Consider the following 6,537-nt stretch of genomic DNA (forward strand, 5'->3'; position numbering starts at 1 on the left):
GGGCAGACGGGCGGTCCCGGACGGGCGGGCGGACTCGGACGGTTCACTCGTCTCGGGCATCGGGCTTCTTCGTGCTGGTGGCCTTGCGGACGGTGGTCTTGGTCTTCCTGGTCGCCGCGCGCTTGGCGGGAGTCCCGGGCCGGGCGGCGGCCTCGGGCTGCGCTTCGGCCTGCTTGGCGGTGGCGGTCTTCTTGACGGTCGTCGTCTTCTTCGCGGCGGCCTTCTTGCCCGCCGTCTTCTTCGGCGTGGCCCTGTCGGCCGCGGTCTTCTTCGCCGTGCTCTTCTTGGTGGCGTTCTTGCTCGCGGGGCTCGTGCTCGCACGACTCCCGCCTGCGACGCTCTTCTTCACCGCGGACTGCCCGGCCGGTCCCGCCTTGCCGTCGGCGGCGGGCTCCTCCTGCGGGGTCGGGGAGACCACGGGCACCGGCGCGACCGGCGCAATCGGCGGATCGACCTCGACCGGCTCGTCCACCTCCACCCGCTCGGCGACTATCGGCTCATCCGCCGTCCGGGGGGCCGGCCGCTCCTCCTCGAACTCCCAGCCGTGTCCGAACAGGTCGCCCGCGCGCGGCGCCGGCACCGGCTGCTCGGCCTCGTACCGTCGCGGCCCGGACTCGGCCGCCGGGGCCTCCTCCTCGACCTCGCGCAGCTTGGTCTCCAGGTACGCCAGCACCACGCCGACCTTGGTCACCTGGTCGCCGACCTTCTCGAAGACCTTCTCCGCCTCGTTGCGCGCCACGCCCACGGCCAGGTCCACCCCGGCGCGCCCGGCGGTGACCGCTTCCCCGGCCAGGGTCTGCAAGGTCTCCACCGACGGCGGGAACTGGCCGCCCATCCGACGCTCGACCTCGGCGACGTCGACCCCCGCCTTCTCCAGGATCGAGGTCGCCGTCCCGACGACCAGCTTGCCGACCTCCTCGACCACCCCGGCGGCGGTCTCCACCACTCCCCGAACCGTCCTCGGCAGCATTCGGGTGCCTCCCAATCGCCTACGCGTGTCGCTCTGTCGCCCTCGGCACCCGGGCCGTTCCGGGCACCCCACTGACGACGCTACCGCCAAAACCCTCCTGAGGTACCGTGGCCCGCAGTCAGCACCGTAGCGACCGGGGGAGGGAACCGCCCCGTGGCGAATGCCGAGGAGTGCCGGGAGGCACTGGAGCAGCTCAGCCGGAACATGACGAAGTCCACCGGCGACGTCCGCAAGGCCGCGGCCCTCGACCGCGCGCTCAGCTGCCGGATCACCGACCTCGACCTGACCTTCACCGGGCAGCTGCGCGACGGCCGGATCCAGGACGTGGTGGCCGCCCCCGGTCCTCCGGCCGGGAAGGCTGAGATCCGGCTCACCATGAACAGCGACGACCTGGTCGCACTGGTCGGCGGCCGGCTCAACTTCGCCTCCGCGTGGGCGAGCGGCCGGGTCAGGCTGGAGGCGGGCTTCCGCGACCTGCTGCGGCTGCGCACCCTGTTCTGAACCCGGCCGCCGAAGGCAACGCCGGAGGCAGTCCCGCCCCGGTACCGCCGACCGCCCTCAGAACCCCAGGTCGGCCAGCGCCTTCCGGCCGTCCACCGGCGCACCACCCGCGTCCAGCACCGTCCACGCCGCCGCGCACAGTGCCCGCAGGCCGTCCCAGCGGTCCCCGGCTCCGGACAGCCGCAGCACCCCGGCCTCGACCCCCGCGACCCAGCCGCCGCACGCGAAGCCGCCGTCCAAGGCCGTCACCGCCGGGTGCGGGACGAGCAGTCCGCGCAGGTCGGCCGCCAGGTAGGTCGGCCGGTGCTCGACCGGAGCCGCCAGCAGCAGCTCCGGAGTGGTCACCCCGGTGAACACCAGCAGGCTGTCCACCCCGCCGTTGAACGCGCCCTCGATGTCGGTGTCCAGCCGGTCCCCGACCACCAGCGGCCGCTCCGCGCCGGTACGCAGCACGGTCTCGCGGTGCATCGGCGGCAGCGGCTTGCCCGCCACCTCCGGCTCCACCCCGGTCGCCGCCCGCACCGCCGCCACCATGGTGCCGTTGCCGGGCGCGATGCCGCGGGCCCTCGGCACCGTCAGGTCCAGGTTGGACGCCACCCACGGCAGACCGCTCTGCACCGCGTACGAGGCCTCCGCCAGGTCCGCCCACCCCACCGAGGGGTCGAAGCCCTGGACCACCGCGAGCGGCCCGTCGGACAGCGAGCGGACCGCGACCAGCCCCAGCTCGGAGAGCGCCTCCTCCAGCCCGAGACCGCCCACGACCAGCACCTTCGACCCGGCCGGTACCTTCTCGGCGACCAGCCGGGCGGCGGCCTGGGCCGAGTTGATCACGTCGGCCGGCTCGGCCGGGACGCCCAGCTCGGTCAGGTGCTCGGCCACCACGCGCGGCGGGCGGGAGGCGTTGTTGGTCACGTACGCGAGCCGCATCCCGGCCGTCCGGGCGGCGTCCAGCGCGTCCACCGCGTGCTCGATCGCGTGTGCGCCCGCGTAGACCACGCCGTCCAGGTCCAGCAGCGCGGTGTCGTACGCGTCGGTCAGCGGCCGCTCGCTGCCGCCGGGGGCGGTCCGTCGCACGGGGGTGGCCGTCTCGGTCATGGCTGCGCTACCTCACTCATTCACTGCGTCGTCGTTCACTGCGTCGTCCGTCACCTCGTCCGTGCCGCACCTCGTCGTGCGTCACGCCGACCGTCACGGCGTCCGGCCGGTCACCGCGCCCGCCGGTCAGGCGCCGTCGTCGGCACCGGATCCGGTCCCGGTCCCGGTACCGGCGTCATCCGCCGCTCCTCCCGACCCTCCGGCCGGGTCCTCGGCGACCGCCGGGGGCGCCAGATACCCGGGTGCTCCCGGCAGCAGCGGGCCGTACGCCCCGGCGCGGGCCGCCAGGGTCGCCCGGGTCTGCCGCAGCGCCTGCCGGTAGTGGTCGGCCTCCGGCCGCATCGCCACGGCCAGCGCCAAGTGCTCGGCGGAGGTCTCGAAGTCGCCCAGCCGGGCCGCCGCGACGCCCCACCCGAACTGAGCGTAGTCGTCCGCCGGATCCGCGAGCGCCACGGCCCGGAAGTTCTCCAGCGCCGCCGCGTACGAACCCGCGTCGAATTGGGCCCGTGCCAGCGCCTCCCGGATGCTGCGCGAGTGCGGCTCGGCCGCCGCCGCCCGGGCGAGCAGCTGCTCGGCGGCCGCCGGATGTCCCTGCGCCAGCAACCGGGCGCCCCGGCGGAACCAGTCGTACACGTCCCCGGTGGGCTCCCCGGAGCGGCTCTGCCGCGGCACTCCGCCGACCGGCACCTCGCCGACCGCCGTGCCGTCGGCCGGTGCACAGCCGGCCGCGCCGTCGGCCGGAGCGCCCCCGTGCGTGGCACCGGTCGGCCCGCCCGACTCGGCCGGGCCGTCACCGTCCACCCGTTCCTGCCCGTCGTCCATGCCGTACCTCGCCCTCGGTCGCACACCCGCCCCACAACTCGGCGCGGGCATTCCGATCTCTCAACAACGCGTACCCGGTTACGATGCCCAGAATGAGCACACCCAGTGCAGAAGACGGAGTCGAGACTCCCGAGGGCGGCCCCGGCGATCCCGGGCACGTCGCCACCGCCGGCCTGTCCCTGTCCCCCTTCCGCGGCCTGCGCTACGTCCCCGACCGGGTCGGCGCCCTGGCCGCGGTGATGTCCCCGCCGTACGACGTCGTCGACCCGGGCCGCCGGCTCGACCTGGAGACCGCCGACCCGTACAACGTGGTCCGGCTGATCCTGCCCCGACCCGAACCCGAGGACGCCGGCGACCGCCCCGACCGCGACACCCGCTACCGGCACGCCGCCCGGCTGCTGGCCGCCTGGCAGCGCGAGGGCGTCCTGGCCGCCGACCCCGAGCCCGCGATCTACGTGTACGAGCAGCGGGTGCCGGCCACCACCGACTCCCCCGAGCTGCTCCAGCGCGGCCTGATCGGCGCCCTCGCGGTGAGCGGCCGCGAGGGCGGTGTGGTGCTCCCGCACGAGGACGTGATGCCGAGGCCGGTCGCCGACCGGGTCGGCCTGATGCGCACTACCCGGGCCAACCTGGAACCGCTGCTGCTCACCTATCGGGGCAACGGCGGCGCCTCCGGCGTGATCGAGCGGACGGTCGAGGGCGAGCCGCTGCTCTCCACGGCCACCAGCGACGGCACCCACCACCGGCTGTGGGCGGTCACCGACCCGGCCGAGATCGCCGAGATCAGCCGCGACCTCGCCACCTGCCGGGCCCTGATCGCCGACGGCCACCATCGCTGGGAGATGTACCTGCGCCTCCAGCGCGAGCACCGCCACCTGCCGCGCAGCCCCTGGGACCGCGGCATGGTGCTCCTGGTGGACACCGCCCGCTACCCGCTGCGGGTCCGCGCCATCCACCGCGTGCTGTACCGGCTGCCGGTGGCCGAGGCACTGGAACGGCTCGGCGACCAGTGGAAGGTCAAGGAGGTCCCCGGACCGCTGTCCGCCGCGCTCCAGGCCCTCGCCGAGCAGAAACGGCACGGCGGCAACGGCTTCGTCGTGACCGGCGGCGACGGCATCTACTGGCTGCTCGGCGAGCCCGAGGAATCCCTGCTCGACGCCACCGTGCCGCGCGGCCGGCCCGAGGAGTGGCGCCACCTGGACGCCACCGTCCTGCACGCCACCCTGCTGGACCGCACCTGGCACGTCCCCGACGGTCCGGACGACATCGGTTACCTGCACACCGCCGTGGCCGCCGAACGGGAGGCCGCCCGCAGCGGCGGCACCGCCGTCCTGCTGCACCCGGTCCGGGAGTCCGTGGTGCGACGGCTGGCCGAACAAGGCGTCACCATGCCGCGCAAGTCCACCTCCTTCGGGCCGAAGCCGGCCACCGGGCTGGTGTTGCGCAACCTCGCGCTGGGCTGACACCTCCGCCGGCCGGACACAGGCCCGGACGCCGTGAGGCCCTGCCGTTCCCGGAGTTCCCGGGGAACGGCAGGGCCTCACGGCGTTGCCTCAGGGTGCTGGTCAGCCCTTGTCGGCGTCGGCCTTGTCGGCGTCGGCCTTGGCGGCCTCGGCCTTGGTGTCCTCGGCGTCCTGGGCGCGCTCGGGGACGACGCCGTCGAAGTCCTCGTCGATCTCAAGGTCGTCCTCGTCGTAGAACTCCTCGACGTCCTCCTCGTCCTCGAAGATCACGCGGTCGTCGGCGTTGTCGCCGCCACCGCGCTTCTTCGCCGGGGCGTCGGTCGACTCGGTCTCGTCCTCGGCCAGCTCCGGGTCGAGCGCGTCGGTGAACTCGACGCCGTCGATCTCGGCCAGCCGCTCCGAGGCGTTGGTGCTGCCGTCGGTGTCGGCCTCGGCGGCCTTGGCGAACCAGTCACGGGCCTCGTCGGCCCGGCCGGCCGCGATCAGGGCCTCGGCGTAGGCGTAGCGCAGGCGCGCGGTCCACGGGTGGACGGCGCTGGAGGCCAGCTCCGGGCTCTGCAGCGTCACCACAGCGGCGTCGAACTGCTCCATGTCGCTGCGGGCACCGGCCGCGACCAGGCGCATCTCGACCTGGCCGGCCTTGTCCAGCTGCTTCACCTCGGGCTCACCGGCCATCGCCAGCGCCCGCTCCGGACGGCCCAGACCGCGCTCGCAGTCGGCCATGACCGGCCACAGGTCCGCCCGGCCGGTCATCCGACGGGCGGCGCGGAACTCGGTCAGCGCCTCGGAGTAACGCTGCGTCATGTACGAAGCGAAACCGGCCGCCTCACGAACGGCCGCCACACGGGAAGCCAGTCGGAGCGCGACGCGCGAGAACTGGTAAGCCTCCTCCGGCTCGCTGTCGAGCAGGCGGGCCACCATCACCAGGTTGCGGGCGACATCGTCCGCGAGTGTCTTGGGCAGGCTCTTGAGCTCCTGGCGCACATCCGCGTCCAGCTCGAAGCCGGTGACGTCCTCCGGGATCGGCAGACGCTTGACGGGCTCGTAGTTGCCGCGGCGGTCGTCGTAGTCCCGACGGTCACCGCCGCGGTCGTCACGGTCGCGGCGGTAGCCGCCGGCCTGGCGGTCGTCACGGCGGAAACCACCGGAGGGGCGGTCGTCGCGACGGAAGCCGCCGCGGTCGTCACGGTCGCGGCCGTACCCGCCCGACGGGCGGTCGTCACGACGCGGACGGTCATCACGGTCATCACGGCGGAAACCACCGGAGGGGCGGTCGTCGCGGCGGAAGCCGCCGGAGGGGCGGTCGTCGCGACGGAAGCCACCACGGTCACCGCCGCGGTCGTCACGGTCGCGGCCGTACCCGCCCGACGGACGGTCGTCACGACGCGGACGGTCATCACGGTCATCACGACGGAAACCACCGGAGGGGCGGTCGTCGCGACGGAAACCACCGGAGGGACGGTCGTCGCGACGGAAACCACCGGAGGGACGGTCGTCACGGCGGAAGCCGCCGGAGGGACGGTCGTCACGGCGGAAGCCACCACGGTCACCGCCGCGGTCGTCACGGTCGCGGCCGTACCCGCCCGACGGACGGTCGTCACGACGCGGACGGTCATCACGGTCATCACGACGGAAACCACCGGAGGGGCGGTCGTCACGACGGAAACCACCGGAGGGACGGTCGTC

Annotated in this window: 6 protein-coding genes; 2 read left to right on the forward strand and 4 right to left on the reverse strand. The window is 74.2% G+C overall.

Translation table 11 applies throughout. The annotated features are described in order from the left end of the window. Window positions 1-43: 43 nt before the first annotated feature. Window positions 44-946 carry a hypothetical protein gene (locus AB0O11_RS27235; RefSeq protein ID WP_363392038.1) on the reverse strand — a complete coding sequence of 301 codons (903 nt, stop codon included), beginning with the start codon at window positions 944-946 and terminating at the stop codon, window positions 44-46. Between the two features lie 177 nt (window positions 947-1,123). Between AB0O11_RS27235 and AB0O11_RS27240 the strand changes: the two genes are divergently transcribed. Beyond that, the gene (locus AB0O11_RS27240; protein ID WP_363392040.1) at window positions 1,124-1,471 is read left to right on the forward strand and encodes an SCP2 sterol-binding domain-containing protein; all 348 of its coding nucleotides are present in this window, start codon (window positions 1,124-1,126) and stop codon (window positions 1,469-1,471) included. A 57-nt stretch (window positions 1,472-1,528) separates the two neighbouring features. On the opposite strand, the gene AB0O11_RS27245 is transcribed toward AB0O11_RS27240, so the two are convergent. Both AB0O11_RS27245 and AB0O11_RS27250 read right to left on the reverse strand, forming a co-directional pair. After that, on the reverse strand, window positions 1,529-2,566 hold the full coding sequence (locus AB0O11_RS27245) for an HAD-IIA family hydrolase (protein ID WP_363392041.1): 1,038 nt from the start codon (window positions 2,564-2,566) through the stop codon (window positions 1,529-1,531). A gap of 126 nt (window positions 2,567-2,692) precedes the next feature. Then, window positions 2,693-3,388 (reverse strand): tetratricopeptide repeat protein, encoded by a 696-nt coding sequence (locus AB0O11_RS27250; protein WP_363392043.1) that lies wholly within the window; start codon window positions 3,386-3,388, stop codon window positions 2,693-2,695. A gap of 92 nt (window positions 3,389-3,480) precedes the next feature. On the opposite strand from AB0O11_RS27250, the gene AB0O11_RS27255 reads away from it, so the two are divergent. Further along, window positions 3,481-4,851, forward strand: coding sequence for a DUF1015 domain-containing protein (locus AB0O11_RS27255; protein ID WP_363392044.1), 1,371 nt, complete (start codon window positions 3,481-3,483; stop codon window positions 4,849-4,851). Window positions 4,852-4,953: 102 nt separating this feature from the next. Here the strand turns inward: AB0O11_RS27255 and AB0O11_RS27260 are convergent, their stop codons facing one another. Next, window positions 4,954-5,880: a tetratricopeptide repeat protein gene (locus AB0O11_RS27260; protein ID WP_363392058.1), complete on the reverse strand. Its 927-nt coding sequence runs from the start codon at window positions 5,878-5,880 to the stop codon at window positions 4,954-4,956. Window positions 5,881-6,537 lie beyond the last annotated feature (657 nt).

The organism is Kitasatospora sp. NPDC093102 (genome assembly GCF_040683915.1).
GTDB lineage: Bacteria > Actinomycetota > Actinomycetes > Streptomycetales > Streptomycetaceae > Kitasatospora.

Bases quoted from the DNA above. Each gene is read 5' to 3' on its own strand.
- AB0O11_RS27250 (WP_363392043.1), bottom strand. From the start codon at position 3,388: ATGGACGACGGGCAGGAACGGGTGGACGGTGACGGCCCGGCCGAGTCG.
- AB0O11_RS27255 (WP_363392044.1), top strand. From the start codon at position 3,481: ATGAGCACACCCAGTGCAGAAGACGGAGTCGAGACTCCCGAGGGCGGC.
- AB0O11_RS27245 (WP_363392041.1), bottom strand. From the start codon at position 2,566: ATGACCGAGACGGCCACCCCCGTGCGACGGACCGCCCCCGGCGGCAGC.